The sequence below is a fragment of the Leifsonia sp. NPDC056824 genome, assembly GCF_042789575.1.
Taxonomy (GTDB): Bacteria; Actinomycetota; Actinomycetes; order Actinomycetales; family Microbacteriaceae; genus Leifsonia.
In genome coordinates this window covers 1,443,392-1,467,224 of sequence record NZ_JBHUAV010000001.1, presented here as the reverse complement: position 1 = coordinate 1,467,224, position 23,833 = coordinate 1,443,392, and the positions used below count along the sequence as shown (strand labels likewise).

The following is a 23,833-nucleotide window of genomic DNA, read 5'->3' as shown; positions in this document are numbered from 1 at the left end:
GCTCAGCTGGCCAGCTTGTGCTGCTCGAGCAGGAGGTGGACCGCCTCCCGGACCAGTTCGCTCTCCTTCTTTCCGGTCTGCCTGATCAGTTCATCGAACGCGGCGCGCTCAGCCTCGGCGATCCGACCACGCACCGTTGGGGAAGCACCCTTGGGATGTGTGCCCAGCCGCGGTCGCCCAGCAGTTCGCAATGCCGCATCCAGCGCTTCCGGCGAGCCGTACTCGCGCAGCATGAATTCGCGTCCGGCCGCCGCGGCGTCGTCGCCCGTCAGGACACCCTGCGGCTTCGGCAGTTCCACCTCGGGATCGGTGAGCCGTGCGGCAAGTGCGGCGTACTCTGCATCGTTCTTCTCAGCCATTCGAATTCTCCTCCCTGTATCGCCGGAACTTCGGACCCAGCTCCATTGCATGGAATACACCGGACTCGCGCCCGTCCGGATAGACGTTCACCAGGCGGTACCATGCGTCACTTTATCACGGCTACAAATATTCGGGCTATTATTTTGTAGCAATCAAATGGTCGCCGACTCGCTCAGCGCAGCCCAGTCCCAACTTCTTTCGGTTTCAGACATAAGCGTGTAGTTTGCGTCCATAAGCCGATGCGAAGGCGTTTCATGGCCCTCCCGATCCTGACCGACGACGCCCTGACGATGACCGCGGACGGATTCGCTCTTCGCGTGAGCCTCCCGTGGATCCGGTCACTCCCGCTCTCGAGCGTCTCGGAAGTGCGCCTCCGCATCGACGGGGACGAGCGCGCCGTCGAAGCGCCGGTGGGTGACGGCTGGTGGTTCGTCCAGGATCGCCTCCTCCTGCGCGGACCGGGCGCGCTCTCCCCCGGCATGCACACGGTCGCGCTGTCGTTCCGGCTGCTCATCCCGTATCTCCCGGCCGGCCCGGACGCGCCACTCACTCTCGACTTCGCGATCGAGCGGAGGCTCCGGACGCTCCCGACGGCAGCCGAGACACCGTGGACGCTCGCCGCGAGCGCCTTCAACTGGACGCCGGAGGTCATCCGCGCCGACCGTCCCGCCACCGACATCGCGGTCGGGATCGTGGCCTCCGACGTGGCGCGCGTGGTCGAACTCGAACCGGGACAGCTGTGGCGGTCGTTCCCGTCGACGCCCGCGGCGGAGGCTGAGGACCTGCGCGACCGGATCGCAGCCGCCGGCGGCCGGGTCGGCATTGTCGGCGCGAGCTTGGACGACTGGCTGAGCCCGGCCCGGAGGCGCGACGACGACGAGCGGTTCGCCTTCCTGCTCCCCCAGCTCCGCACCGCGCACGACCTCGGCGCGGAGGGCGTACGTCTGCCGATCGGCCAGGCCGGGCCCGCGCTGCTCCACCGTGTTCAGCCGGTGCTGCACGAGCTCGGGCTCACCCTCTACGAGGAGCTGCAAGGACAGCAGACACCGAGCACGCCGATGGTCGCCGGGGCGATCGAGGACATCGCAGCGCTCGACGATCCACGGGTGCGGCTGCTCGTCGACACCAGCATGCTGATGCCGGCGCTGCCGGTCAGCTATCTCGCAGCGCTCGCCCCGAGCATCCCGGGCGGCCTGCTGACGAGACTGACCGACGCGTGGCTGGAGGCCGAGACTCTCGACGCGATCGTGAGCCACCTGCGCTCGGGAGCGGTGCCGCCCGCCGCACACGCGCTGTACATGAACCTGCTCGTGCGCTTCGGCCGCTCGTCGGTGTCGGTTCTCGACGGGGTCCTCCCGCTCGTCGGCGCCTTCCACCTCAAGTTCTGGGACCTGGACGACGCCGACGGCCGGGTCTCGCAGCCGCTCCGTGACCTCGGCGGGCTTCTGCGCCCGTCCGGCTTCGCGGGCATCCTGTGCAGCGAGTGGGGCGGCCACGAGTGGCTGGACGCCTCACCCGCGGACATGACGCGCGCCCACCTCGCCCTCGCCCGCGCCTCCCTCTGAGCGCACCGAGGGGCACGTTGTTGTCGCTTTCGGGCGCGAAAAGTGACAACTACGTGCCCCTCGGCGGAGGCGAGAACGGGCTTAGGCCTCGTGGTTGTAGTAGGGCCAGGGGAGGAAGCGGCGCTCGCCCCGGCGGTCGGGGCCGTTCAGGGTGACCTCGCCGGTCGCGGCCCACTCGACGCCGCGCGGGAACATCCGGATGAACTCGATCCGGCGGAACGTGTCGATGTCGTGGCCGATCGTGATCGTGAACGAGCGGCCCGCGCCGTACTCGTTGATCCAGGCGATCGGCTGGTCGGTGTTCATGCCGGGGAGGCCGGCGATGCCCTGCTCCGGGATCGCCACCGGGTAGTGCGACATCGGCCAGACCGGAGCCTTCTCGTAGGACTCCAGGTCGTCGTAGGTCGTGAGCAGCACCCGCGCGCCGTCGAGGATCTCCACACCGGTGAGGATGTCGTCGCCGGTGACGGTCCAGCGTGCGCTGATGCCGTCGGTGATCGCGTGCCGCGGCTCCGTCGTGTCGAGCTGGGCTTCGCCCCACGGCCGGGGCCGGAGTCCGCCGGCCACGGTCAGCCGGGAGCCGCGGAGGACGTTGTACTCGTCGGGGTAGCCCCAGTCGGCCTCCTGGGCGGCCGAGCCGTGGAACCAGACGATGCCCTTGCCGTCGTCGCGCACGAACCTCAGCAGTGCCGCGTCGGTCTCGGCGCCGAAACCGACGGCCTTCTCGTGGTAGCCGTCGCGGCCCTCGAAGACGACGATCACGACGTCGTACTTGTCGATGATCTCGGCGCCGAGGCCGCGCGGGTCCTCCACGACCCGGACGCGGAAGCGGCCGGTGTCCTCCAGCAGCTGGGTGAGCCAGACGTTGTGCTGACGGAAGCTGCGGTGCTCGTTGTCGTGCTCGCGGGTCATGTGACCGGAGAGGATGAGGGCGTTCAGCACGGTCATCAGTCGGCTTTCGTCGAGAAGGCCGCGTCAAACGCGGCGGCGGGCGGGGTGATCGCGTTGAGCCCGCGGACGAACGCGATGGCCTCCGGCGCACCCTGGAGGCGGTCCATGCCGGCGTCCTCCCACTCGACGGAGGTCGGGCCGGTGTAGCCGATGAAGTTGAGCGCGCGGAAGATCGGCTCCCACGGCACTTCGCCGTGCGCGGTCGAGACGAACGTCCAGCCCCGGCGCGGGTTCGCCCACGGCAGGTGCGAGCCGAGCACGCCGTTGCGGCCGTCGAGGTTGGTAATCGACTCCTTCACATGGACGTGGAAGATGTGGTCGGCGAAGTCGAGCACGAACGCCACCGGGTCGAGCTGCTGCCACATGAAGTGCGACGGGTCGAAGTTGATGCCGAAACTCTCCCGGTGGCCGATCGCCTCCAGGGTCGCCTTGGCGGTCCAGTAGTCGTAAGCGATCTCGGAGGGGTGCACCTCCAGCGCGAACCGGACGCCGACCTCCTCGAACACGTCGAGGATCGGATGGAAGCGGTCGGCGAAGTCGCGGTAGCCGGCGGCGATCCACTCGTCGGAGGCCGGCGGGAACATCGCGACGGCCTTCCAGATCGAGGAGCCGGTGAAGCCGGTCACGGTCTTCACGCCGAGCGCGGCGGCCATCCGGGCGGTCAGCTTCAGCTCCTCGGCGGCGCGCTGCCGCACGCCGTCCGGGTCGCCGTCGCCCCACACCCGGTCGTTCAGGATGTCGCGGTGGCGTTCGTCGATCGGGTCGTCGCAGACGGCCTGGCCGGCGAGGTGGTTGGAGATCGTCCAGACTTTCAGGCCGTTGCGCTCCAGGATGTCGCGGCGCGACTGCACGTAGTCGGCATCGTCCCAGCGGGCGACGTCGAGGTGGTCGCCCCAGCAGGCGATCTCGAGGCCGTCGTAGCCCCACTCGCCGGCGAGCCGCGCCACCTCCTCGAAGGGCAGGTCGGCCCACTGGCCGGTGAACAGGGTGATCGGGCGAGTCATGGTGGTTCCTCTCTCTACACGCGCGCGGGAGCCGCGGCCTCCACCGCGACCCACGCCGAATCCTGGGCGGAGCTCTCCTCCACCGCCGCGAGCACGCGCTGCACCGCGAGCCCGTCGGCGAAGGTCGGGTCGAGCGCGGAGCCGTGCGCGATGGCCGTGACGAAGTCGACGACCTGGTGCGAGAAGCCGTGCTCGTAGCCGAGCATGTGCCCGGGCGGCCACCACGCCGAGACGTAGGGATGCTGGGGCTCGGTCACGAGGATCGTCGTGAACCCCTGCAGCTCCGCCGGCGCGTTCCGGTCGTAGTGCCGCAGCTCGTTGAGGCGTTCCAGGTCGAACGCCAGCGCGCCCTCCGAGCCGGACACCTCGATGGTGAGGGCGTTCTTGCGTCCGGTCGCGAAGCGCGTGGCCTCGAACGAGACCAGCGCGCCGTTGTCGAGCCGGCCCGTGAAGATCGCGACATCGTCGACGGTCACCTCGCCGAGCGCTCCGGTGGCGCTGCCGGTGAACCCCGACCGCTCACCGAGCACCGGTCGCTGGGAGACGATGGTCTCGACCGTGCCGGAGACCCGCGTCACGAGGCTGCCGGTCACGAACTGGGTCATGTCGACGATGTGCGCGCCGATGTCGCCCAGCGCGCCCGAACCGGCGTGCTCCTTCTGGAGCCGCCAGCCGAGCGGGACGGACGGGTCGACCAGCCAGTCCTGGCGGTACGCGGCGCGGACCTGCCGCACCTCGCCGATGGTGCCACGCGCGATGAGGTCCTGCAGCAGCGAGACCGCCGGCACACGCCGGTAGGTGAACCCGACCATCGCGTGCACGCCGTGCTCGGCCGCGCGTTCGGCGGCGGCGGCCATCGCCTCGGCCTCCTCGACGCTGTTCGCGAGCGGCTTCTCGCAGAGGACGTGCTTTCCGGCCTCCAGAGCAGCGATGGCGATCTCGGCGTGCGAGTCGCCCGGCGTCACGATGTCGACCATGTCGATGTCGTCGCGCGCGATCACCTCGCGCCAATCGGTCGCGTGCGATGCCCAGCCCCACTTCGCGGCGGCCCGGGACACCGCCTGCTCGTTCCGGCCGACGATCACGGCCAGCTCCACGGCCTCCGGGAGGTCGAAGACGCGCGGCGCCTGCCGCCAGCCCACCGAGTGCGCCGCACCCATGAAGCCGTGGCCGATCATGGCCACGCGGAGCGTCATGCCAGCACCAGCTCGCGCTCGACCGGGACCCGGTTGGTGACGTAGCGGCCGGGGCCGCCGTCGACGCCCGGCATGATCTGCATGTAGAGCAGGCGCATCGTGAGGACGACCTCGACTGTGTGCTTCTCCCCCGCCTCCGGTGCGTGGCCCAGCGGGATCACGACGTCGGGACGGTCGGCGACGAACCAGAGCGTCTCGGACTGCTCGGGCAGCTCCTCGATGCGGTAGCTGCGGCCGTTCAGCTCGAAGCGGAGGCCGTCGCGCGGGATCGGCACGCCGTCGACGGTGGCCGCGACGTCGTCGACGGCGGAGAGCCACAGGCTGCGGTACCAGGGAAGCTGGACCGAGACCGCGATGCCGTCGGCGGTACGCCGGACGTCCTTCTCGGAGAACAGCGAGTTGTGAGTTGCCATGATCGATCCCTTACTTGAACGTGTCGGTGAACGTGCCGTGCGGCGCGGGAGGCTCCGGCTCGAGCTGCTGCACGGTCGACGGGCTGTACGGGTGGTTCTCGCTCGGCACCGGCTCGTCGGCCGGCGGCATGAAGACGGGCGTGCCGTCGTCGCCGAAGTACATGAGGTCCAGGTCGAACGCGCCCTGGTTCTTCTCGCCGAAGCTGACCCAGTTCTCCTCGAAGGGCGCGCGGGCGAGTTCGTAGCAGCGGAACTTCCAGAATTTCCACTCGCCGTCCTGGCGGAGGAAGTCGATGGCGTATTTGCACCAGACCCAGTGCGCCCACACCTTCTTGCCCTGCACCAGGTCGGGCGAATACATGTCGGGGAAGGCTTTGGCGACTTCCGGGTCGGTCAGTCCCGACTCGGTGCCCGCCATGAGCCAGACGCCCTTGGCGGTGTTCCCGTCGGCGGCGACCTCGATGACCGGCGTGGTCGTCGCGTGCAGGATGAGCTTGCCCTCCGGCGACGGCCGGCCGCGATGGTAGCGCGTGACGCTCTCCCACGTCGTGTACTGCCCGGCGTTGGTGTAGCGGGCGCGGATGCCCTCCGTGCCCTCCTTCACCCAGAGCGGGATGATCCGCTCGTCCTGGAACGCGTTGTGCAGGTACATGTAGGTGCTGAACAGGTTCTCGAGCTCGCCCCGGTCGGCGGCTCGACGGGCGAGGCCCTGCGCGGCGGCGACCTCCTCGCGCAGGCGCGCGAGCTCGGCGGTCAGGTCGGCGATGTTCGGCTCGACGGCGGTGTCAGACATGAAGGGACTCCTTCTCGGCGACGGCGTCTTCGATGGTGCGCCGCATGAGCGCGTGCTGCTTCTTCACGAGGTCGATCGGGTCGGCCTCGCCGAGGTCGGAGAACGCGTGGCCCTCCCACTCGCTGGACAGGTAGCCGCGGTAGCCGCCCTGCACGAACTGTCGGACGATGCGCGGGATGTCCATCGCGGGCTCCTGCCCCTCCGCGTCGATGTCGTAGAACTTCGCGTGGACGTGGAAGATCTGCGGCATGATGTCGAGCCACTCCTCCGGCGGCACCAGCCCGTGCATGTTGAACGCAAGGCGGGTGAACGGTCCGAACCGCAGCGGGTCCACGCCTTCGCCGGTGAGGTAGTCCTCGAACTTCTGGTTGCGCACATGCATGGGAGTGGGCTCGTGCCAGATCTCGTCCATCACGCCGAAGTGCTTCTCGTCGAGGCCCATCTTCGCGAGCTGCGAGAGCAGCGTCGGCGACAGGCTGTGCATCGTGGACGAGAAGTCGGCCGTGAAGCCGAGCCGGTCGCTGCCGAGCTCCTCGTAGAGCTCGCGGATGCCGAGCACCTTGGGGTCGTTCGGACCCTGCGGCGCGTGGATCTCGTAGCCGAGGCGCTGGTCGTACTTCTCGGCGAGCGGCAGGAGGCTGCGCAGCAGCTCGCGGCCGGCCGAGCGGATGACCACCCGCTTGAAGCCGAGCGTGTGCGCGGTCTTCAGCTGGCGGGCGAGGAAGTCGTGCTCCTCGTCCGGCGTCATGTCGCGGTCCTTGCGGCGGCCCATGTCGAGGTTCGTGCCGACGGCGCTCGGCTCCAGGCCGTACTTCTCCAGGGAGTCGAACCAGAGTTTCACGAACTCCGCGTCGACGTCCGGGTAGGTGCGCAGCAGCTGGGCGATGTTGAACTCGACGCCCGGGCCGATGCCGTTCTCGGCGACCGCCGCGATCAGCGTCTCCGGCGTGTAGATGCCCGCCGCGAACTCGCTCGTCATCGAGTAGAGGGTGGTGCCGAGCTCGATGCCCGTGCCGGCGATGCCGGTGTCGTTCACCATGATGGTGGTTCCTTTCGTGTGGTCGTTCGATGTCGTGCGATCGGTCCGGCCGGGATCAACCCCAGTCGGCGTCCATCTGCTGGAGCACCTGCTTGACGGTGAGCTGGCCGGTCAGGATGCCCTGCACGCCGTTTCCGAGGTCGTTGTAGACCTTGACGTTGGTCCAGTCGGTCGACGGGAGGCCGCGCACGGTGTTCGCGTCGATGAGGTCCTTCACCGGCTCGAACTGCGGGAGGAGCTTCGTGGAGGCGTCCGCGGTGACCGGGATGGTGCCGACCGCCTGCGAGTAGGCCTCCTGGCCGTCTTTGGAGACGATGTACTTCAGGAACTCCTGCGCGAGCTGCGGGCTCTTGGTCTTCGCGCTCGCGGAGACGCTCTGGTCGGCGCTGACGGACAGGTAGGTCTTGGTGCCGCCCGGAGCCGCGATCGGCAGGATCACCAGCTTCACATGACCGCCTGCGGCGTCCATGATCTCCTTGGCCGCGTTGCTGGGGGCGAAGAAGCCGAGGATCTTGCCCGACGAGGCGCCGTTGGTCAGGGCGTCGAAACCGGCACTCGCCGCGCCGTCCTGGAAGCAGCCGGCGTCGAACATCTTCTTGATCGACTCGAGCGCGGTCCTCCAGCCCTTGGTGCCCGCGAAGGTCACCGTGTTCTGGGCGCGCTTCGTGTTCCAGTTCTTGTCCGGGCCGTAGACGGTGGAGGTGGCCAGGCCGAGGGCGAAGAAGGCGTTGTTCGCGGTCGCCCCGCCGGCCAGGCCGTAGATCGTCTTGCCTGCTGCGCGGGCTTTGCCGCACTGGGCGATGATCCCGTCCAGGCTCGTGGCGGCGGTGATGTCCACGCCGATCGACTTCGCCAGGTCGTCGTTGTAGATGACGCCGTTGGCGTTGCTGCCGAGCGGCACGCCGTAGGCCTTGCCGTTGTAGACCCACAGCTCCTTCTGCGACGAGGGCAGCGCCGAGAGGATCGCGCTGTCCGTCAGCGGCAGCAGCTGGCCGGCCTTGGCGAACGGGATGATCGAGTACGACTGGCCGGTCCCGCCCTCGGACTGGAAGGTGTCCGGGGCGTTGCCGCCCTGCACGCGGGTGCCGATCGTGCTCGGGTAGCTCTGCGCCGGGAGGTTCTGCGGGGTGACCGTCACGCCCGTGTGGGTCTTGGCGAACGCCGTGGCGAGGCCGGAGTAGGCGGCCTTGTCCTGGTCGTTCGTCGCGCCGAAGGCGAACGTGATGGTCTTGGGCTCCGCGCCTCCCGAGGAGCCGCTGCCGGAGCAGCCGGCGAGGACGAGTGCCCCGGCGGCGAGGGCGGCCGCGAGCGGGAGGGCCCGCTTCGACGGTGCTGTGCGAGTGGTCATGGTCAGGCCTTTCCGACGGCGCTGGCGGAGAGTTCTCCCGCAGCGGAGGTGAGTGGTGCGAGGACGTTCTGGACGTACCAGCCGCTCACCATCGCGCTCTCGGCGGGGTGAGGGCTCTGGTCGGACTCGACGACGATCCAACCGGTGTACTCGTGGCGCGCGAGGGACCGCGCGAACGACTCGAAGTCGACGAGGCCGCCCTCGTCGGTCGGCTCGAAGAACCAGCGCTCGACGCGGCGAGCGCCGCCCTCGGTGCGGACGAACTGCTCGGCGTGCGGGGTGAGGGCGTCGGTCGCGTCCACCACCTCGCGGGCGTCCTTCAACTGGATGTGCCGGACGCGATCCGCGTGGCGTTCGAAAACCGCGACGGGGTCGAGGCCGGCGACGGCGAACTCGGCCGTGTCGAGCGCGAGGCCGACCAGCTCCGGGTCGGTCGCGTCGAGCAGCCGGGCGAGGCCGTCGTCGAGGCGGAGCGCCGAGAGGAAGTCGAAGTGCAGGGCGAGCGAGATGCCGGCCGCGGCGACGGCGGCGCCGACCGTGTTCCAGCACGTCGCGAGGGCGGCGATGCGGTCGTCGTCGAGCGCGCCGGTCTGCCACGCGGAGCCGCACGGGCGGACGACGAGCACCTCCCCGCCCAGCTCGGCCAGGGCCTCCGCGAACCAGACCGCGGTCGCGGTGATCCGCGGGACGGCCTCGGGGTCGAGCGGGTCGTGGCCGCGGCCCATCTCCACGTCGAACCCGATGAACGGGTCGTAGACGTAGCTGGAGACGCCGTCGAGCGCGCAGTCCGCGAGCACCTGACGGAGGCCGTCGAGCGACCCGTAGAGATTCGCGATCTGCTCGGGCGAGCCGAGCGGCTCCCACGGACCGAAGCTCTCGGCGGTGAGCTCGACGCCGGAGAACCCGCTGATCGAGATCGTCTTGAAGGCCCGCTCGTGGTCGCGTTTGCGCACGAACGCGTCGATGTTGGTGTCCCACTGGTTGAGGGCGTAGCCCCACCGGATGCCGGTCATGCCCGCTCCTCCTGGTAGATGCGGTCGAGCACGTTCTTGGCGTACCAGCGCGCGATCGCCGTGCTCTCGGAGTAGTCGCCGCCGATCTTGTCGGCCTTGTCGTGCTCCACGCTGATCCAGCCGGTGTAGCCGTGGTCGCGCACCGAGCGCATCATCGACTCGAAGTCGACGAGGCCCTCCGCTGTGCCCATCTCGTAGAACCACTTCTCGGTCGTGACGGCCGAGAGCTCGGCGTCGGGCCAGAGGCGGTAGTCGTCGTTGACGTCCTTGGTGCGGGTGTCCTTGAAGTGGAAGCCGCTCACGCGCTCGTGGTGCGCCTCGTACACGTCGACCGGGTCGACGTCGGCGATGCAGTGCTGGGCGGTGTCGACGAAGAACTTCACGTAGCGCGGGTCGGCGTAGCCGTAGAACGCGTCGATCTGCGCGCGGGTGCGGATGCCGCCGTAGAACTCGTGGTGGCAGGTCAGGTTCACGCCGTACTGCTGCGTGAGCTCGCCGACCTTGCCCCAGACCTCCGCCGCGTGCTTCAGGCCGTCGTCGGTCACGCCCTGCTCGTCGAAGAACCGCGAGCCGGGCATCACGATGATGTTGTCGAGCTGGATGCCCGACCAGCGGTCGAGCGTGACCTTGAAGTCCTCGAGGATCGTGTCGTGCGTGGCCGGCACCTCCGGCGCGTAGCGCTCGGGGTCGTAGTAGACGCCGTGGAACGTGTTGACGATCCGTTCGAGGCCCTGCTCCTGCACGAACTCCTGGTAGTTCGCCACCGAGCCGTACTGCTCGAGGATCTGCCAGAACCGGAAGTCGAAGGTGTCGATCGCGTCGAACCCGACGGCGGCGACCTGGCGGAGGAAGCGGGTCATGGTCTGGCGGGAGTGCCACTGGTCGTACGGGCCGCGGGGGCCGTTCGCCCGCCAGTGGTCCATGTAGCTCCACTTGATCGGTCTCGTTCCGGCGGTGTCGCCGGCGACCGTTGCTTCGGTGGTCACGCTGTGCCTTTCATCGTCGATGGCGTGCGAGCGGGCTTGACCCGTCTGTCGGGGACCGTAACATGAATACCTACCTCTTCGTAAGTTTTTATTTTCATGATTGGCTACGGGTTATGAGCGGCAGGGAAGACGGCTACGCGTCGGGGCGCGCGCGCAAGGAACTCATCCTCGAGCAGGCCATCGCGGCCTTCGGGACATCGGGGTTCGACAACGCGACGCTGACCGACATCGCGACGGCGTGCGGGGTCTCCCGGCAGGGCCTCCTTCACCATTTCCCCAGCAAGGAGGACCTCCTCACGGCCGTACTGGCGCGACGCGACGAGCTCGACGGCGCCAGCTTCGCGGCCGCGATCGCCACCAACAGCACTCCGGTTGAGGCCCTCGCCGAGACGATGGCCGACAACGCCCGCGAGCCCGCCGTGATGCGGCTCTACACGGTCCTTTCGGCTGAGGCCACGAACCCCGAGCACGCCGCTCACGAGTACTTCGCCGACCTCTACACGCGGCTGCGCGCGCAGCTGACCGAGGCGATCGCGTCGGCCCAGGAGGCCGGGGCGCTCCCCACGGAGTGGCCGGCCGAGACGGCCGCCACCATGCTCCTGGCGCTCAAGGACGGCCTCGCGCTTCAGGCACTGCTGTCTCCCGGGCTGGTGGACCCGGCCCGGACGATGCGCGAGGTGAATGCGATGCTGCTCAACTGATCGCCCCCTCCCTGCTCGGCAGCCACCGACCCAGCTGGAGCCGCGCCTCCGCCGCGTCGGTGACCATCCGGCTGCCCGTGTTCTGCGCCGCCGACCGCTGCACGGCCTGCTCGTCGCGGATGATCTCGAACGGCGACTGCCAGTGGTTCCAGTGCCAGCCCTCGTACTCGCTCGAGATGGCCCCGTTGTAACCGTTCGCCACCAGCAGCGCGATGAGGTCGCGCACCGGCACGGACGGCTCCTCGTGGTTCTCGTCGATGCCGAAGAACTTGCCGTGGACGTGCTTGATCCACGGCATGATCTCCAGCCAGTCGTCGACGCGCGCCGGACCGAACAGGCCGGTGCCGTTGATGGCGAAGTCGATGCCGAGGTCGGGACGTCCGTTCTGCGCGGCGAGGCCGATGAACCGGCCGAACCGCTGGCCGTGGTCGGCCTGGTCGGCGGGAGGCCCGGCCTCGTAGAACTCGTTCCAGAGCTCCACCACCTGACCCAGCAGCTCCTCCGTCGCGCCGCGTCGCCGGTAGGCCTCAAGCAGCGACGGCGCGAACCCGACCGTGGTGGCGCCCCAGTCGGCGGTGAAGCCCAGGAAGGGCGACCCGACCTCCTCGTAGCGGTCGCGCAGCGCGAGGATGCGCGGGTGCGAGGCGTACTGGTCGGCGTGCACCTCCAGCGCGAGCGTCACGCCGTACTGCTCGGCGATCGGCGCGAGCGCGGCCATCGAGTCGGGCGTGATCGAGATCTGCACGCGCGCGATGGGGAAGCCGAGCTTCGCGGCGGCCTCGATCTGCCGGCGCATGTACTCGATCAGCTCGTCCTGGTTCAGCAGCCGGTCGCGGTGGATGCCGACGTCGGCGTTGATCGCCAGCGAGGTCTGCACCAGCCCGACCTCCGCGACCAGGTCGCGGAACCAGCCGGCGAAGGAGTCCTCGATCACCGGGAAGCCGCGGAAGCTGGAGAAGCCGATGACCTCCAGCCCGGGGCCGTAGCCGTCGGCGGCGACCTTGCGGATCAGTCCCTCCAGGTCGTACTCGCGGGCGTGGAACGCCCGGGTGAAGCTGTAGAGGGTCACGCCCTGGATCGGGGAACCGAGGGCCTGCGGCCTGGTGCTTGTCGGGGCATTGGCGGTCATGCCGTCACCGCCTTCATGGTCTTGGTGTCGTGCTCCTCGATGTGGAGCACCTCGTCGTCGCCGATGACGATGTACGGGATGTAGAGCGTGAGGTCCACCGAGACCTCGTGCTCTCCGCCGTCATCCGGCACCGGCACCTCGCCGGACAGGACCGCCGAGTCGAGCGGGAACCACCACTCCTCGGTGTCGTCGGCCATGTCGGCGAAGGTGCGCTCGCGGCCGTTGAGCTCCCAGCGGAGCGTCTCCGCCGGAGCGGGCACGCCGTCCACGGACAGCGTGGCGCCGGCGATGCAGGACGCCGGGAGCGCGCGATACCAGGGGATGCGCACGTCGACCGCGGCACGCGTGCCGGTGGTCGTGAGCGTGCCCTGCTCGATGATGCGATCGGGGATCACGAGTCCTCCTTGACTTCTTTTTCCTTGTTTCTACACACTAATGTCGTTTTCAGACCTAAGCAAGAGCGCCTGGTCTGCGAGGTCGCGAGCGATCCGCCGCGCGCCCTTCACCGCGAGCGCGACGGAGGTCAGCGTCGGATTGCACGCGGTGGCCGTCGGGATGACGCCGTTGCCCGCGACGAACAGCCCGGGCGCCGCCCAGACCTCGCTGTCGGGGCCGCACACGCTGCGGCCGTCGTCGGCCTCCCCCATCCGCACACTGCCCTGGTAGTGCAGCGAGGCGCCGAGCGGCATCGTGAACGGGCGGTCGCCGATCGGGTCGCCGACCGCCTTCGCGAGCTCGACGATCTCCTCCTGCGCCCGCTCGATCACGGCGTGGTCGCGGTCGGTGAGCCGGTAGTGGACGCGCATGGCGGGCATGCCGTACCAGTCGCGCTCCTCGTCGCTGAAGGCGACGCGGTCGTCCCACTGCAGGTCCTTCGCGCAGAACAGCCCGAGGCCCACGATCGAGCCCGGCACCACCGGGTCGTCGTCCGCGAGCGGGATCGGCGAGGCGTCCAGCTGCATGACCTGGCCGTGGAACGGCATCGCGTCGGTGAACGGCACCCAGCTGACGCCGCTGTGCTCGCTGATCGGCCCGTCGATGACCTCGTCGGAGCCGATGCCGCCCGCGCCGCCAGCCGCGTTCTCCGCGGCCACCTGAGCAGCGTCGCGGATCCGGGCGGCGTAGACCACCTGCGTCTGGTCGTTGAGCATGCGCCCGAGCGCGGCGGGCCGGATCCCGCTGGCCCACAGCACCTGCGGGGTGCGCAGGGCGTCGGCGGCGACGACCACGAATCGTGCGGCCACGGTGTGGAGGTCGCCCGTGCGGCGGTCACGGACCTCCACGCCCGCCGCCCGGCCGTCCTCCAGCAGCACCCGCGTGACCAGGGAGTCGTCGTAGAGCGTGAAGCCGGGATTCGCGCGGGTCGCGTCGCCGAACACCACGTCGGAGCCCGACCACACCAGCCTGCCGTCGTCGCCGCGGTGCACGGCCAGCGGCATCCGCTGCACGCGCTGAGCGGCCGGGCGGCCGCCATCGACCGCAGCGGCGAGGCGTTCGCGGACCACCGCGGTGAACGGGGCGCCGTCGAACGCGTCGGTCGTCACCCCGAGCAGCCGGTCGGCCTCGTCCAGCAGCTTGTCGAGGTCGGGCAGGAACGCGATGCGCTCGCTGTCGCCGGGTCGCGGGCACGCGGCGGTCCAGTGCGCGCCCATCCCGCCGACGTTGCTGGAGAAGGCGACGACCGGCAGGCCGTCCTCCCCCGGCTCCTGGAAGCCCTCGTCGAGGAGGTAGGTGCCCGGGCGCGCGCGACGCTGGCCCGCGGTCACCGACCCCGGCCCGTTCACGGTCTCCGCACCGGCGCCCGGGCCCTCCGACCGTTCCTGCGCCTCGGCGCGGGTGGCGGCGTCCTCGATGTTCTTGACGTGCGCGCCCGGCGGGTCCGAGACCGTCGGCCCGACCTCGAACAGCGCGACGGTCGCGCCCGGCGCCTCCTCGCTCAGGATGCGCGCGTACGCGGCGCCGGTCGGTCCGCTGCCGACGATGACGACGTCGACCGCGTCGGGATAGCGGCTCATGCGCTCACCGCCAGCTCGCGGATGAGGGCGACGGAGGCCGCCGACTCCTGCGTCGGGTAGTACTCGAGCCCGATCGGGCCGTCGTAGCCGGAGGCGCGGAGGATGCGGAGGCGCCCTGCCCAGTCGAGCTCTCCCGAGCCGGGCTCGCCGCGGCCGGGGGCGTCGGCGAGCTGCACGTAGGCGATCAGATCGCCCGCGTTCTCGAGCTCCGCCGCCATGTCCTCGCCCTCGACGGCCGAGTGGTAGATGTCGTAGAGGACGCCGAAGAACGGCGAGTCGACGCCGCGCGCGACGTAGACGGCCTCCGCCGTGCGGTCGAGCAGCGAGCCGGGGTGGTCGACGCGCACGTTGACCGGCTCCAGCGCGAGCGTGATCCCCGACCCGTCGATCTGCGCGATGGCCTTCTGATAGATCTCGATCAGCTTGTCGAGCTGGACCTGGCGCTTCCAGCCACCGAAGCCCGTTCCGCTGCCGACGACGATGCGCGGGCAGCCGAGGTCCTGCGCGATGGCGACGCCCTCGTCGAGCTTGCGATAGAACTCCGAGTGGTCCCACGGCGGGATCATGAACTGGGTGCGCGGCTCCGAGAGCTGCGCGGTGAGCGCCGTGCCGGTCTCCTCGAGCGCAGCCTTGAGCGCGGGGAGGTCCTTCGGGGTCGCGGGGGCGTCGACGCCGGTCGGTCCCCACATCTCGACGGCGCTGAAGCCGGCCGCGGCGGCGGCGCGCACGCGGTCGTGGTACTCGCCGGCCTCGGTGAAGAGCAGTTCGATGTTGGGTGCGAGCTGGTACATGGGTTCTCCTGTTCAGAACATCGGATGGTCGTGGGCGGCATGCACGGGGACGGGTTGCAGCACGTCCCAGTGCTCGACGATCCGGCCGCTCTCGAATCGGTAGATGTCCGCGACCGCGGCGTCGGGTGCGCCGGGTCGGGAGGCTTTGACGTGCACCATCGCGAGGTCGCCGTCGACGAGGATCCGCTGGATCTCGAAGCGCGCCTCCGGGCTGCCGTCGAACTTCGGCGTCAGCGCCTCGATCGCGGCGGCCGGCCCGTCCGGGATGTTCGGGTTGTGCTGCCGGTAGTCGTCCGCGACGAGGGAGGCGAAGGCGTCGGCGACCCGCTTCTGCGTGTAGAAGAGGTCGCAGAAGCGCTCGAAGGCCGCGTGGTTGTCGCTCATGGGCGGTCCTCCCTGGTCAGCGACGCCAGCGTCACGGGGCCGAGCAGACCGCTCGGCTCCTGCTGCGCGAACGCGGAGAAGAAGTCCGGCTGCGCCTTGGCGAGCGTGTTGGTCACGTCGATCTCGATGGTGTTGCGGCCGGCGACGACGCCCTCCGGAACCTCGAAGCGGTAGGGAGGGGCGATACGCGTCCCGAGGTCCACGCCGTTGAGTCGCACGGTCGCGAGCTCGAAGACCTCGCCGAGGTCGAGGGCGTGCTCGCCGGCGGCCGCGTCCGCGTCGAAGGAGGCCGTGTAGCGAGCCGTCCCGCTGAATCGCGGCAGCAGGTCGGGGTCGCTGAGCGGGCGGAGGCCGTCGAGCTCGCCCCACTCGGTGAAGCCGGACTCCCCTGCCGCGACGGTGGCCACCGACCAGGTCGTGGCGAGTTCGGTGACGTCCGCGTGCGCGGTCGCCGGCCGCACCGGCAGGCCCTCCCACGCCGACGGCGAACCGACGATCAGCACCAGTGCTTCGCCCGGGCCGAGGTCCAGGCCGACGGCGGTCGACCAGCCGTCGCTCGCGGTCGCCATCGTCGTCAGCGTGCCCGCGGTGGCGTCGAAGGCCACCACCTCGCCCGCGCGCGGGAGGGTCGCGGTCGTGCGCACGGCCTCCCGCACCGACTCGTTGAACAGCATCACCACGTCCGCGTCGCCCAGGTCGCGGCGCAGCACCCGCAGCGACGGGGCGGCCCGGTCGAGTCGCACGGCGCGCTCGGTCATCCCCGACACGGAGTCGACGAGCCGCTTCTGCGACACCTGCCGGAAGTGCAGTTTCAGCGCGTTCGGGTCGACACCGGGTCCGGAGACCTCCGGCACCGACCCGACGAAGACCACCGGCACGCCCGCGTCGTCGAGCCGCAGCAGCTCGCGCGCGACGTGCTCGGGCAGGAACGCGCTGCCCGGGACGATGAGCGCGTCGTACGTCTCGTCGCCGAGAGCGAGCCGCGACCCGTCGGCTCCCGCGGTCGGGAGGACGTCGGCCGGCACGATGTCAGCATCCAGCTGGGCCTCCATCAGCAGCCGCAGCGGCCGCTCGCACGGCATCGCGTCGCCGAGCCACTCCGCGTCGGCGTGGTAGAGCACGGCGAACGGAGCGATGTGCCTCCCGCCCTGGAGCAGGTGGCTCAGCCGGTTCGTGTACGCGCTGAGCAGGTGCTGGTGCGGGTACTGCGGATTGTGGCCGTGCGCGTAGAAGTGCGGAGGGCAGTCCGGGTCGGGGAAGGGAGCCGGCGAGAAGGCGTGCGGGACGACGTGGGTGATGCCGCGCACCAGGAGGTGGTTCGTCAGCCAGGTGAACAGCCGCAGCCCCGCGTACCACCCGTACGCACCGATGGTCTCGCACATCGCCCTGCCCTGCTTCAGCGGGTCGAGGTGCGCGGCCGACGACGCCAGCTTGGCGAGGCCGAAGTGGAAGAACTCGCCGTCGGCCGCACCGCCGAGGTTGCCGAACGGGCCTCGGGAGAATCCGGGTACGACCTGACCGCCGATGATGTCGACACCGGCCATGTCCTGACCGGCCATCGCCCGGAAGTAGTGCCCGGCGCCCGGGCCGAGCCGCGCGTGCGACCCGTTGTCCTCGATGACGTGCCCGATGTGCTCGACGCCGTGCGCGCGGCACCAGTCGCCGAGCCGCCGGCCGAAGTTCTCGGAGTACAGCCGCGAGACCGTGTCCAGGTAGGCGTAGCGGACCTCCCGCTCGCGGCCGCCGGCCGGCGACCACAGCAGTGGGAGGAGCGACGCCGCGTCCCGGCCGAGCCGCTCGGACAGCCCGGCGGCGACCTCGTCGTTCCAGGGCAGCGGGACCGCCTTGCCGAGTCGCGAGTCGAAGTCGAAGGTGTCCGGGTCGTTGTAGAGCCCGGGCTCGTCGCTGAAGAAGCCCGCGATCGTGCGGCCGAACTCGTCCGCGTAGCGCTCGTGGATGCGCTCGTAGACGGTGTCGATCAGCAACTGGGTGGAGTCGGCGTTGAGGTAGTCGATGTGCTGCGCGTGCGGCTCGCTGCCGCCGCTCCCGGCGACCGAGAGGAAGAAGATCCGCCACCAGCCGTCGGGGATGTCCCAGTGCAGGACGCCGTCCGCGATCCGGTCGGTGAGGTCGACGGGGTCGCCGACCAGCTCGTCGGAGTCCTCGGCCCGCGGGTAAGCCAGCACCCGGACGAGGTCTCCCGGCTCCTGGGCGGCGTCCGGCCCCCAGAACTTGCGCCGCTCGACGATGAAGGAGGCGCCGCGCGCCGCGCCCACGGCGTCGGTGTGCCGCTCGGTGAGGAAGTGCCGGCGCAGCGCGGCGGGCGCGGCCTCCACCGCTCCCCCGGCGTGCCCGGTCGGGAAGGTGTCGTCGTCGAAGAACCACACCGTCATGCCACGGCGCCGGGCGATCTCCAGCACCGCGTCCACGTCGCGCCACCAGCCGTCGCCGAGGAACTCGGGATGCGGCCGGGCCTCCAGGATGACGGCGCCGATCCCGGCGTCGCCGATCCGCTCCATCTCCTCGCGCACGGCCTCCACCGGGCCGCCCTTCTGCCAGAACAACGGCATGATCGCGTTCGGGACGGCGCCCGTCACCGCGTCACGGAGACGTTCGAGGGTCATCGCGCCACCTCCTTCAGGCGGAGAGGGTGCCGGAGCGCGGTCGTCCCGTCGCTCACGGTCACGGTGAAGTCGCCGGGCTCGAGCACGCGGTGGCGCCCGTCCACCCAGAAGCGGAGGTCGTCGCCGTCGATGCGGAAGGCGACCCGCGTCGACTCGCCAGGCGCGAGGGTGACCCGGGCGATCCCGCGGAGCCGGCGCACCGGCTGGGTGACGGAAGCGACCTCGTCGGTGACGAAGAGCATGACGACGTCGTCGCCTGCGCGGTCGCCCGTGTTGGTGACCATCACCTCGGCCTCGATCCCGGCCTCCAGCTCGCCGGGGCCGACCGAGCTGTGAGACAGCGCGAAGCCGTCGAGCGCGAACGTCGTGTAGCTCAGCCCGTGACCGAACTCGAACCGCGGTCCGAGCGGGAGGTCGAGGAACTTCGACGTGTAGTAGTCGTCCGTGTTGTTCGGCCCGGTGAAGCCCTCGATCGTCTCGGGCAGCAGCGCCCCACCGGTGCGGGGCGGGCGTCCGGTGCGCTCGTGATCGTGGTGGATCGGGATCTGACCGACCGCGCGCGGGAACGTCATCGGCACGCGGCCTCCCGGGTTGACCCGGCCCGAGAGCGTGGCCGCTATCGCTGCCGGCGCCTCCGAGCCCAGGTGCCAGACGCACAGGGTCGCGTCGACGCGCTCGATCCAGTCCTCGACGACGAGCGGCCGGCCGGTGGCGAGCACGACGACGATCCGCGCGCCGGCGTCCGCGAGGGCGTGGATCAGCCGGCGCTGCGCCTCCGGCACGGTGATGTCCGCGCGGGAGCTCGCCTCGCCCGAGATCCGGCTCGGTTCGCCGATGGCCACGACGACCAGCTCGGCGTCCGCCGCACGGTCGACGGCCTCCGCGAGGAAGGCGTCGCTCGCGTCGAAGAAGCCGCAGCCGTCCACGACGTCCCAGGCGACGTCCGGCAGCGCTGCAGCGAGCGCGTCGGCGAGGGTCTCGCGCACCGGCGACGCGAAGTGCTGCACCCAGGTGCCCAGGTGGTCGAGGCTGCGTGCGTACGGCCCGGTGAGGAGGATGCGGCCGGTCGCGGAGAGGGGCAGCGCACCCCGGTTCGAGAGCAGCACGGTGCAGCGCTCCGCCGCCTCGCGCGCGAGACCGCGGTACCGGGCCGTGGCCTCCGTGGCAGCGGTGGAGGCCTCCACGTACGGGCGCTCGAACAGGCCGAGCCGCTCCTTCAGGCGGAGCACCCGCCGCACCGCGTCGTCGACCCGCTCGACCGAGAGCTCGTCGGGCGAGACGAAGGCCGTCCCGTCGGCGTCCACCAGCAGGGAGCCGCCCATGACGATGTCGACCCCGGCGTCGATCGCGGCGACCACGGCCGCGCGCTCGTCGGCGACCACGCCGTGCTGCACCAGCTGAGCCACTCCGTCCGCGTCGCCGACGACGACTCCCTCGAAGCCCCACTCCTCCTTGAGCACGCCGGTGAGCAGCGCGCGGTTGGCGTGCATCGGGGTGCCGTTCAGCGCGTTGAAGGCGGCCATGACCGTGGCAGCGCCGGCCTCCACGCCGACCCGGAAGGTCTCGAGGTAGGTCTCGCGCAGGCGCCGGCCGGAGACGTCGGTGGTGTTGTAGTCGCGCCCGGCCTCGGCGGCGCCGTACGCGACGAAGTGCTTGAGGCACGCGGCGAGCGCATCTCCGCTGGACAGGTCGCGGCCCTGGTAGCCGGCGACCTTCGCGGCGGCGAAGACCGACGACAGGTATGCGTCTTCGCCGAATCCCTCGACCACACGGCCCCAGCGCGGGTCGCGGGTCACGTCGACCATCGGTGAGAACGTCCAGGTGACCCCGGCCGAGCGCGCCTCCGTGGCCGAGACGCGCGCGTCGAGCTCCGCGACCGCCGGGTCGAAGCTCGCCGCCTGCGCGAGCGGCGTGGGGAAGATCGTGAACTGTCCGTGGATCACGTCCAGCCCGACGAGCAGGGGGATGCCGTGCTCGGTCTCCTCCACGGCGATCCGCTGGGCGGCGTTGGTCTCCTCGGCGCTCGGGGGCCAGAAGGTGGAGCCGATGCCCCGGCGGATCAGCGCCTCGCGCTCCGCGGCCTCCGGTCGCCACACGATCTGGAGCTGAAGGAGCTTCTGCTCCCACGTCATGCGCCCGAGGAGGGCCTCGATGTCGATGGCCATCACGCGTCCCCCTCGATCGCGCGGTAGCGGAACCGCCGGAACACGACCTCCCCGTCGCCGGCCGCGAACAGCGCCGGACGCAGGCTCTTCAGATCGTTCATCGTCGCGGAGTGCACTCCGGAGGTGTCGTAACGGACGCCGTGCCGCACCCAGTCCTCGCCCGGGCGCCGGTGCCAGCAGGTCACGATGTGGCGGTCGTTCCTCAGCCGCAGCTGGATGGTCGCGCCCGGCTCGGCCGGCTCACGCCAGTGCGTGCGGATGCCGCCGGCGTAGCTGGCCAGGCCGGAGCCGTCCCAGCCCATGCCGAAGAACATCCGGTCGTTGAAGTAGAGGAGCAGGCCGCCGGTGGCGTCGCCGCGCACCTCGGCCTCGACCTCCACCTCGTAGGCGTCGTCCATCGACCAGGTGGTGAGCGGCGACGAGTCGGCGGGAGACGTGCCCTTGGCCGCGAGCACCAGGCCGTCGCCGAACCGCGCGCGGGCCTGCTCATCAGGCCCGGGGTTGTCGAAGACCCAGCGCTCGCCCCACGCGGGAGCGGCGAAGTCGTCGGAGGGAGCGGGCACCGCGACCGGGCCGGAGGCGGCGACCGGCTTGCGGAGGGGCACGCCGATATCTTGCGCGGCCGCGACGGGCCAGCCGTCCTCCGTCCACCCGATCGGCTCCAGCAGCGCCTGCCGGCCGAGCGTACGGTAGCCGTTCGCGTAGCCGTGCGACACCATCCACCACGACCCGTCCGGGGCGTCGAGGATCGTCGCGTGCCCGCGCGACCACCAGGCCTCGCCGGTCGACCAGGTGCGCGCGATCGGGTTGCCCGGCGCGTTCTCCCACGGGCCGTGCACCGAGCGTGAGCGGGCGACGATGACCATGTGCCCGGTGGCCGGGCCTCCCGTGCCGCCGACCGCGCTGACGAGATAGAACCACTCGCCGCGGCGGAACAGCTTCGGCCCCTCCAGGGCGTACGCCTCGGTGATCCACTCGTCGGGGTAGCGCCAGCCGTCGTACACCTGCTCCAGCCCGGTCACGGCGTGGAGGCCGTCCGGGCTGAGCCGGCAGCGGCGGATGCCGTTGACGAAGAGGTAGCGCTCGCCGTCCTCCCCCACCGCATGCCCCGGGTCGATGGCGCCGGAGACACCGGTGAACACCGGCTCGCTCCACGGCCCCTCGGGGCTGTCGGCGTGGATCACCCAGATCTGCGGCTCGGCGATCGCCTCCGACCACGCGCTCGGGATGAACGGGATGTAGAGGTAGAACCGGCCGTCGTGCTCGATGAAGTCGGGCGCGAACACGGTGCTCAGCGGCTGCTCCAACGCGCAGGTCACGAACGTCCAGTTGACCAGATCCGGCGAGCGCCAGATCGCCAGCCCCGGCGACGCGTCGAACGACGAGTACGTCAGGTAGTACTGGTCGCCGACCCGCAGCACGGCGGGGTCGGGCCGGTCACCGGGCACGACGGGGTTGCGGTAGGTCCCATCCCCGAGGTCGGGGGCGGACCGTGGTGCGTCTGGCATGCGGTCAGCCCTTGAGCCCGCCGGCGTAGCCCTGGATGAACTTCTTCTGAGCGAAGGCGTAGAACGCGAGGATCGGGATCATCGACACGATGACGACCGCGAAGATCAGGTTCCACTGCGACACCAGCGAGCCGACATAGCTGTACATGACGACGGGGAGGGTCTGCCAGGCGGTGCCGTTCAGGAAGATCAGCGAGGTGAAGAAGTCGTTCCAGACGATCAGCCCGGCGAGGATCGCCACGGTGCCGGTCGCCGGCGACATCAGCGGGAAGACGACCTTCGAGAACACCTGGTAGCGGTTCGCGCCATCGATGACGGCGGCCTCCTCGTACTCCGGCGTCAGGTTGCGGAAGAAGTTGGCGTAGAGGAACACCGACAGCGGCATCAGCATCCCCGTGTAGATGAGGACCATGCCCCACGGGTTGCCGACCAGGCCCACCGTGCGGGCACCGATATAGAGCGGCAGCGTGCCGAGCTGGGTCGGCAGGATGATGGCCACGAGGAACAGGTAGAACGAGCGCCGGCTCCACTTGCTGGTCGACCGCGCGATGCCGTACGCGGCGACCGAGCCGAGCGCGACGAGGAGCAGGATGCTGCCGGTGGTGATGATGACGCTCGAGAGCAGACCGGCCCAGATGTTGCCCGACGACGCCGAGGCGGGCGACAGCAGCTGGATGAAGTTGTCGAACGTCGGGCTGGTCGGCGGTGCGACCGCGGCCGAGCTGAGGATGTCGGGCAGCGTCTTCAGCGACCCCATCAGCAGGATCCAGAACGGCAGCAGCAGGATCGCCACCGCGATCAGCACGATGATCTCGATCGCGAGGGTCTTCTTGGTGTAGCGGAACATGGCTCACGCCTCCTTGAGCGAGCGATCGCGCGTCGCGTACTGCTGCGCGAGGGAGAAGACCAGGATCAGCAGGCTCAGGATGAGCGCCAGCGCGGCTCCGAAGCCGAACTGCTGGTAGGTGAACGCCGTCTGGTAGACCTCGAGCGCCAGGGTCTGGGTGGCGCCGGCCGGGCCGCCGCCCGTCAGCGCGACCACCTGGTCGAAGACCCGGAGGCCCTGGATGAGCGTCAACGTCGTCGCGATCGCGACGGACGGCTGGATCATCGGTAGCACCACGTACCGGAAGCGGCTGAAGGTGCTGGCGCCGTCGAGCGCGGCCGCCTCCTCCATCTCGATCGGCACGGTCGCGAGCCCGGCCAGGTAGATGACCATGACGAAGCCGATGTTCTGCCAGACCATCACGATGAGCACGCACCAGATGGCGAGCGTCGGGTTGGCGAGCCAGTTCTGCTTGGGGAGGCCGACGGCGACCATGGCCTGGTTGAGCGGGCCGTTGTAGTCGAAGATGAACTTCCAGATGTACGACACCGCGATCGGGCTGACGACCACCGGCATGAAGACCAGCGTGCGGAGCACGTACCGCGACTTCAGCGTGCGGTTGAGCGCCAGCGCGAACAGCAGCCCGAGGATGTTGGTGAAGATCAGGAAGCCGAAGGCCAGGAGCAGCGTGTTCCACAGCGACCCGATCAGCTCGGGGGTCTGGAAGATCTTGACGAAGTTCGCCAGGCCGACGAAGTCGAACGGGCCGAGTCCCGACCAGTTGGTGAAGGCGAAGAACCCGCCGGCGACGGTGGTCGCGTAGATCACGATCAGCATCAGCACCAACGCGGGGAGCGCCCACCACCAGCTGCCGAGCTTCACCCGGTAGGGCTTGGTCCGGGGCGTGCGGTGCGGCGCCGCCACCGGGGTCTGCGTCTGCGTCTTCGTGGTCATCGTCCGTACCTCTGACTGCGTCGTCATCGATCGTTCCTTTCACCCGGGTGCGGGCGGCCGCCCTCACA

At 70.2% G+C, this 23,833-nt stretch carries 22 protein-coding genes; 2 read left to right on the top strand and 20 right to left on the bottom strand.

The window, feature by feature from the left end:
* Positions 1 to 2: 2 nt before the first annotated feature.
* Positions 3 to 359, bottom strand: coding sequence for a hypothetical protein (locus tag ACFRFH_RS07340; RefSeq protein WP_382462327.1), 357 nt, complete (start codon positions 357 to 359; stop codon positions 3 to 5).
* A gap of 255 nt (positions 360 to 614) precedes the next feature.
* On the opposite strand from ACFRFH_RS07340, the gene ACFRFH_RS07335 reads away from it, so the two are divergent.
* The gene (locus tag ACFRFH_RS07335; RefSeq protein WP_382462326.1) at positions 615 to 1,925 is read left to right on the top strand and encodes a restriction endonuclease subunit R; all 1,311 of its coding nucleotides are present in this window, start codon (positions 615 to 617) and stop codon (positions 1,923 to 1,925) included.
* 81 nt (positions 1,926 to 2,006) lie between these two features.
* Here ACFRFH_RS07335 and ACFRFH_RS07330 read toward each other — a convergent pair whose 3' ends face one another.
* From ACFRFH_RS07330 to ACFRFH_RS07290, 9 genes are read right to left on the bottom strand one after another with little or no spacing between them, the layout of a single operon-like run.
* Positions 2,007 to 2,873, bottom strand: coding sequence for a ThuA domain-containing protein (locus tag ACFRFH_RS07330; protein WP_382462325.1), 867 nt, complete (start codon positions 2,871 to 2,873; stop codon positions 2,007 to 2,009).
* Positions 2,873 to 3,880, bottom strand: a complete 1,008-nt coding sequence (locus ACFRFH_RS07325) for a sugar phosphate isomerase/epimerase family protein (RefSeq protein ID WP_382462324.1) — start codon at positions 3,878 to 3,880, stop codon at positions 2,873 to 2,875. The genes ACFRFH_RS07330 and ACFRFH_RS07325 overlap by 1 nt, the downstream gene beginning before the upstream one ends.
* Before the next feature lie 14 nt (positions 3,881 to 3,894).
* On the bottom strand, positions 3,895 to 5,076 hold the full coding sequence (locus ACFRFH_RS07320) for a Gfo/Idh/MocA family protein (protein ID WP_382462323.1): 1,182 nt from the start codon (positions 5,074 to 5,076) through the stop codon (positions 3,895 to 3,897).
* Entirely contained in the window at positions 5,073 to 5,489 is a 417-nt protein-coding gene (locus tag ACFRFH_RS07315) for a DUF6379 domain-containing protein (RefSeq protein WP_382462322.1), read from the bottom strand. The genes ACFRFH_RS07320 and ACFRFH_RS07315 overlap by 4 nt, the downstream gene beginning before the upstream one ends.
* Positions 5,490 to 5,499: 10 nt before the next feature.
* Positions 5,500 to 6,282: a nuclear transport factor 2 family protein gene (locus ACFRFH_RS07310; RefSeq protein WP_382462321.1), complete on the bottom strand. Its 783-nt coding sequence runs from the start codon at positions 6,280 to 6,282 to the stop codon at positions 5,500 to 5,502.
* Complete coding sequence (locus ACFRFH_RS07305) at positions 6,275 to 7,321, bottom strand: sugar phosphate isomerase/epimerase family protein (protein ID WP_382462320.1); 1,047 nt, start codon at positions 7,319 to 7,321, stop codon at positions 6,275 to 6,277. Before ACFRFH_RS07305 ends, ACFRFH_RS07310 begins: the two co-directional genes overlap by 8 nt.
* A gap of 55 nt (positions 7,322 to 7,376) precedes the next feature.
* Positions 7,377 to 8,669, bottom strand: coding sequence for an ABC transporter substrate-binding protein (locus tag ACFRFH_RS07300; RefSeq protein ID WP_382462319.1), 1,293 nt, complete (start codon positions 8,667 to 8,669; stop codon positions 7,377 to 7,379).
* 2 nt (positions 8,670 to 8,671) lie between these two features.
* Positions 8,672 to 9,682 (bottom strand): sugar phosphate isomerase/epimerase family protein, encoded by a 1,011-nt coding sequence (locus tag ACFRFH_RS07295; RefSeq protein WP_382462318.1) that lies wholly within the window; start codon positions 9,680 to 9,682, stop codon positions 8,672 to 8,674.
* Positions 9,679 to 10,668, bottom strand: a complete 990-nt coding sequence (locus ACFRFH_RS07290) for a sugar phosphate isomerase/epimerase family protein (RefSeq protein ID WP_382462317.1) — start codon at positions 10,666 to 10,668, stop codon at positions 9,679 to 9,681. Before ACFRFH_RS07290 ends, ACFRFH_RS07295 begins: the two co-directional genes overlap by 4 nt.
* A gap of 113 nt (positions 10,669 to 10,781) precedes the next feature.
* Here ACFRFH_RS07290 and ACFRFH_RS07285 point away from each other — a divergent pair, with 113 nt between their 5' ends.
* On the top strand, positions 10,782 to 11,369 hold the full coding sequence (locus ACFRFH_RS07285; RefSeq protein WP_382462316.1) for a TetR/AcrR family transcriptional regulator: 588 nt from the start codon (positions 10,782 to 10,784) through the stop codon (positions 11,367 to 11,369).
* Here ACFRFH_RS07285 and ACFRFH_RS07280 read toward each other — a convergent pair.
* From ACFRFH_RS07280 to ACFRFH_RS07235, 10 genes are read right to left on the bottom strand one after another with little or no spacing between them, the layout of a single operon-like run.
* Positions 11,362 to 12,498: a sugar phosphate isomerase/epimerase family protein gene (locus tag ACFRFH_RS07280; RefSeq protein ID WP_382462315.1), complete on the bottom strand. Its 1,137-nt coding sequence runs from the start codon at positions 12,496 to 12,498 to the stop codon at positions 11,362 to 11,364. The two genes, ACFRFH_RS07285 and ACFRFH_RS07280, sit on opposite strands and share 8 nt — an antisense overlap.
* Positions 12,495 to 12,893: a DUF6379 domain-containing protein gene (locus tag ACFRFH_RS07275; RefSeq protein WP_382462314.1), complete on the bottom strand. Its 399-nt coding sequence runs from the start codon at positions 12,891 to 12,893 to the stop codon at positions 12,495 to 12,497. Before ACFRFH_RS07275 ends, ACFRFH_RS07280 begins: the two co-directional genes overlap by 4 nt.
* Before the next feature lie 30 nt (positions 12,894 to 12,923).
* Entirely contained in the window at positions 12,924 to 14,513 is a 1,590-nt protein-coding gene (locus ACFRFH_RS07270; protein ID WP_382462313.1) for a GMC oxidoreductase, read from the bottom strand.
* Positions 14,510 to 15,304 (bottom strand): TIM barrel protein, encoded by a 795-nt coding sequence (locus ACFRFH_RS07265; protein ID WP_382462312.1) that lies wholly within the window; start codon positions 15,302 to 15,304, stop codon positions 14,510 to 14,512. Before ACFRFH_RS07265 ends, ACFRFH_RS07270 begins: the two co-directional genes overlap by 4 nt.
* Positions 15,305 to 15,316: 12 nt before the next feature.
* Positions 15,317 to 15,688: a nuclear transport factor 2 family protein gene (locus ACFRFH_RS07260; RefSeq protein WP_382462311.1), complete on the bottom strand. Its 372-nt coding sequence runs from the start codon at positions 15,686 to 15,688 to the stop codon at positions 15,317 to 15,319.
* Positions 15,685 to 18,312, bottom strand: a complete 2,628-nt coding sequence (locus tag ACFRFH_RS07255) for a glycosylhydrolase-like jelly roll fold domain-containing protein (protein WP_382462310.1) — start codon at positions 18,310 to 18,312, stop codon at positions 15,685 to 15,687. Before ACFRFH_RS07255 ends, ACFRFH_RS07260 begins: the two co-directional genes overlap by 4 nt.
* Positions 18,309 to 20,477, bottom strand: a complete 2,169-nt coding sequence (locus ACFRFH_RS07250; RefSeq protein ID WP_382462309.1) for a glycoside hydrolase family 3 N-terminal domain-containing protein — start codon at positions 20,475 to 20,477, stop codon at positions 18,309 to 18,311. The genes ACFRFH_RS07255 and ACFRFH_RS07250 overlap by 4 nt, the downstream gene beginning before the upstream one ends.
* On the bottom strand, positions 20,477 to 21,985 hold the full coding sequence (locus tag ACFRFH_RS07245) for a family 43 glycosylhydrolase (protein WP_382462308.1): 1,509 nt from the start codon (positions 21,983 to 21,985) through the stop codon (positions 20,477 to 20,479). Before ACFRFH_RS07245 ends, ACFRFH_RS07250 begins: the two co-directional genes overlap by 1 nt.
* Before the next feature lie 4 nt (positions 21,986 to 21,989).
* The gene (locus ACFRFH_RS07240; RefSeq protein ID WP_382462307.1) at positions 21,990 to 22,832 is read right to left on the bottom strand and encodes a carbohydrate ABC transporter permease; all 843 of its coding nucleotides are present in this window, start codon (positions 22,830 to 22,832) and stop codon (positions 21,990 to 21,992) included.
* Positions 22,833 to 22,835: 3 nt separating this feature from the next.
* Positions 22,836 to 23,792: a carbohydrate ABC transporter permease gene (locus tag ACFRFH_RS07235; protein WP_382462306.1), complete on the bottom strand. Its 957-nt coding sequence runs from the start codon at positions 23,790 to 23,792 to the stop codon at positions 22,836 to 22,838.
* Between the last annotated feature and the right edge of the window lie 41 nt (positions 23,793 to 23,833).

What these genes read in the sequence shown, in the direction of transcription:
- ACFRFH_RS07310 (WP_382462321.1), bottom strand. Translation starts at nt 6,282, where the DNA reads ATGTCTGACACCGCCGTCGAGCCGAACATCGCCGACCTGACCGCCGAG.
- ACFRFH_RS07305 (WP_382462320.1), bottom strand. Translation starts at nt 7,321, where the DNA reads ATGGTGAACGACACCGGCATCGCCGGCACGGGCATCGAGCTCGGCACC.
- ACFRFH_RS07240 (WP_382462307.1), bottom strand. Translation starts at nt 22,832, where the DNA reads ATGTTCCGCTACACCAAGAAGACCCTCGCGATCGAGATCATCGTGCTG.
- ACFRFH_RS07300 (WP_382462319.1), bottom strand. Translation starts at nt 8,669, where the DNA reads ATGACCACTCGCACAGCACCGTCGAAGCGGGCCCTCCCGCTCGCGGCC.
- ACFRFH_RS07335 (WP_382462326.1), top strand. Translation starts at nt 615, where the DNA reads ATGGCCCTCCCGATCCTGACCGACGACGCCCTGACGATGACCGCGGAC.
- ACFRFH_RS07260 (WP_382462311.1), bottom strand. Translation starts at nt 15,688, where the DNA reads ATGAGCGACAACCACGCGGCCTTCGAGCGCTTCTGCGACCTCTTCTAC.
- ACFRFH_RS07325 (WP_382462324.1), bottom strand. Translation starts at nt 3,880, where the DNA reads ATGACTCGCCCGATCACCCTGTTCACCGGCCAGTGGGCCGACCTGCCC.
- ACFRFH_RS07315 (WP_382462322.1), bottom strand. Translation starts at nt 5,489, where the DNA reads ATGGCAACTCACAACTCGCTGTTCTCCGAGAAGGACGTCCGGCGTACC.
- ACFRFH_RS07270 (WP_382462313.1), bottom strand. Translation starts at nt 14,513, where the DNA reads ATGAGCCGCTATCCCGACGCGGTCGACGTCGTCATCGTCGGCAGCGGA.
- ACFRFH_RS07340 (WP_382462327.1), bottom strand. Translation starts at nt 359, where the DNA reads ATGGCTGAGAAGAACGATGCAGAGTACGCCGCACTTGCCGCACGGCTC.
- ACFRFH_RS07235 (WP_382462306.1), bottom strand. Translation starts at nt 23,792, where the DNA reads ATGACGACGCAGTCAGAGGTACGGACGATGACCACGAAGACGCAGACG.
- ACFRFH_RS07280 (WP_382462315.1), bottom strand. Translation starts at nt 12,498, where the DNA reads ATGACCGCCAATGCCCCGACAAGCACCAGGCCGCAGGCCCTCGGTTCC.
- ACFRFH_RS07295 (WP_382462318.1), bottom strand. Translation starts at nt 9,682, where the DNA reads ATGACCGGCATCCGGTGGGGCTACGCCCTCAACCAGTGGGACACCAAC.
- ACFRFH_RS07255 (WP_382462310.1), bottom strand. Translation starts at nt 18,312, where the DNA reads ATGACCCTCGAACGTCTCCGTGACGCGGTGACGGGCGCCGTCCCGAAC.
- ACFRFH_RS07285 (WP_382462316.1), top strand. Translation starts at nt 10,782, where the DNA reads ATGAGCGGCAGGGAAGACGGCTACGCGTCGGGGCGCGCGCGCAAGGAA.
- ACFRFH_RS07330 (WP_382462325.1), bottom strand. Translation starts at nt 2,873, where the DNA reads ATGACCGTGCTGAACGCCCTCATCCTCTCCGGTCACATGACCCGCGAG.
- ACFRFH_RS07245 (WP_382462308.1), bottom strand. Translation starts at nt 21,985, where the DNA reads ATGCCAGACGCACCACGGTCCGCCCCCGACCTCGGGGATGGGACCTAC.
- ACFRFH_RS07265 (WP_382462312.1), bottom strand. Translation starts at nt 15,304, where the DNA reads ATGTACCAGCTCGCACCCAACATCGAACTGCTCTTCACCGAGGCCGGC.
- ACFRFH_RS07250 (WP_382462309.1), bottom strand. Translation starts at nt 20,477, where the DNA reads ATGGCCATCGACATCGAGGCCCTCCTCGGGCGCATGACGTGGGAGCAG.
- ACFRFH_RS07320 (WP_382462323.1), bottom strand. Translation starts at nt 5,076, where the DNA reads ATGACGCTCCGCGTGGCCATGATCGGCCACGGCTTCATGGGTGCGGCG.